Raw genomic sequence first — 1,941 nt, forward strand, 5'->3', positions numbered from 1 at the left:
CGCGATCATCTTGGATGCTCGCCGCCCGTCGCATCCCGCAACGACTGACCAAAAAGCCGGCCCGGATCCATCCGAGGCCGGGATCGAACACGAAGGATAAAAACGATGTTCGCAGTCATCAAAACCGGCGGCAAGCAATACCGTGTCGCTGCAGACGATGTGCTCGAAGTAGGCAAGCTCGACGGCGACGTCGGCACCATCATCCAGCTCGGCGAAGTCCTGGTGCTGGGCGGCGACACCCCGACGCTCGGCGCCCCGACGGTGGCCGGCGCGACCGTGGCGGCCGAAGTGCTGGACCACAAGCGCGGCCCGAAGGTGATCGCGTTCAAGAAGCGCCGCCGCAAGCATTCCAAGCGCAAGCGTGGTTATCGCGACGAAATCACGGTCCTGCGCATCACCGAGATCCTGGCCGACGGCAAGAAGCCCACGGTCGGTCCGCGCCCCAAGCGCGAAAAGGCCGAGAAGCCCGCCGCCGAGGCTGCCGAATAAGCGGCGACGCGCGGCAGCTGTGTCAAATCAGTGGATGATTTCGGCAGCGGAATCGTCTAGGTAAAATTCAGGTTTTTGGAGACGAGCCATGGCTCACAAAAAGGCAGGCGGTTCATCGCGCAACGGGCGTGATTCTGCGGGCAAGCGCCTCGGGATCAAGGCCTATGGCGGCGAGCACGTCATTCCCGGCAACATCATTGCGCGTCAGCGCGGCACCCAGTGGCATCCCGGCCTCAACGTCGGCATGGGCACTGATCACACCTTGTTCGCCAAGGTGGAAGGCCGCGTCGAATTCCGCGCCAAAGCCAACGGCCGCACCTTCGTATCGGTTCTCCCGATTGCGCAGGCGGCCGAATAGACGGTGGACCAAAATCGTGTCCGCCGGTCCTGCTGAACCGGTGGAGCACACAAAGGGCTCCAGGGGAGGCGGGAAACCGGCCTCCCCTTTTCGTTGTCGCGTACTTGATTGAGACGCAACCAGGAGCCCGCCATGTTGCAGGAAATCCCGACATCCACGCAGGCGCTGCGCGAGGCGAGACCTTGCGTCCTCGAGACCGAGCGGCTGACGCTGCGCAAGCCGGGTCTCGCGGACGTAAAAGCCATCGCGTGCCTGGCCAACGATCGCCGCGTCGCCGAGATGACCCGGCGGCTGCCGTTTCCCTACACGCGCGACGACGCCGCGCGCTTCGTCACCACGCTCGGGCAGAGCGATGAGACGGTGTTCCTGATCGAAGCCGACGACGAGCCGGTCGGCATCGTCGGCCTCGACTGGAGTGATCGCGACGCGCCGGCGCTCGGTTATTGGCTGGGCGTCCAGCATTGGGGCAACGGCTACGCCACCGAGGCGGCGCGCGCGGTGATCGACCTCGCCTTCGAGGACCGCGGCGCCAAGCAGATCGTCGCCAGCGCCCGGGTGATCAACCCGGCGTCACGCAACGTGCTGGAGAAGTGCGGCTTCCAGTGGACCGGCGTCGAACTGCACCGCGTCGAAGCCATCGCGTCGTCGACGCCGGTGGATTGCTTCCGGCTGACGCGCGGCGTGTGGTCGTCGCTGAAGAGCTGGAGCGCGACGCGGCGCGGACGCTGAGCCGCCGCACTGGTAACAACACATGGATGTCACAAGTTGAAAGGGCCGGGGCCACACCCGGCCCTTTGTCATTTTCAGCGCTGTTTGGCCGCAGATCATTTCAAGCCGAACGAGCCCGGTAGCGCTCACTTAACCACCTGCGCGCTGCAGCCCGTCTGCCTCGGTCGGCACCGAGTACGCAGCCTCGCCGTGACTTCGTAGGACGGCCGTCCACTCAATCAGAGACGAGGAGCGTCCGATGAATCCGCACCGTTACATCCAGGCCGTTGCAGCCCGCGATATCGCCGAAGAGATCAAGCACAGCCCGGGGTCGCTGGAGNCATGCGAGCGTGCGCTCCGCGCGGAAGCGCAGCGCGAGAAGACCG

At 65.2% G+C, this 1,941-nt stretch carries 3 protein-coding genes; all 3 read left to right on the forward strand.

Annotated features, from left to right (window positions below; translation table 11 throughout):
• Window positions 1-105: 105 nt before the first annotated feature.
• The 3 genes from rplU (at window position 106) to I5M_RS15735 (ending at window position 1,576) form a co-directional block, all read left to right on the forward strand.
• Window positions 106-489, forward strand: coding sequence for a 50S ribosomal protein L21 (rplU, locus tag I5M_RS15725; RefSeq protein WP_022722267.1), 384 nt, complete (start codon window positions 106-108; stop codon window positions 487-489).
• A gap of 88 nt (window positions 490-577) precedes the next feature.
• Window positions 578-847, forward strand: a complete 270-nt coding sequence (gene rpmA, locus I5M_RS15730; RefSeq protein WP_022722268.1) for a 50S ribosomal protein L27 — start codon at window positions 578-580, stop codon at window positions 845-847.
• Between the two features lie 132 nt (window positions 848-979).
• Window positions 980-1,576: a GNAT family N-acetyltransferase gene (locus I5M_RS15735; RefSeq protein ID WP_022722269.1), complete on the forward strand. Its 597-nt coding sequence runs from the start codon at window positions 980-982 to the stop codon at window positions 1,574-1,576.
• Window positions 1,577-1,941 lie beyond the last annotated feature (365 nt).

This window comes from Rhodopseudomonas sp. B29 (genome assembly GCF_000333455.1).
GTDB lineage: Bacteria > Pseudomonadota > Alphaproteobacteria > Rhizobiales > Xanthobacteraceae > Rhodopseudomonas.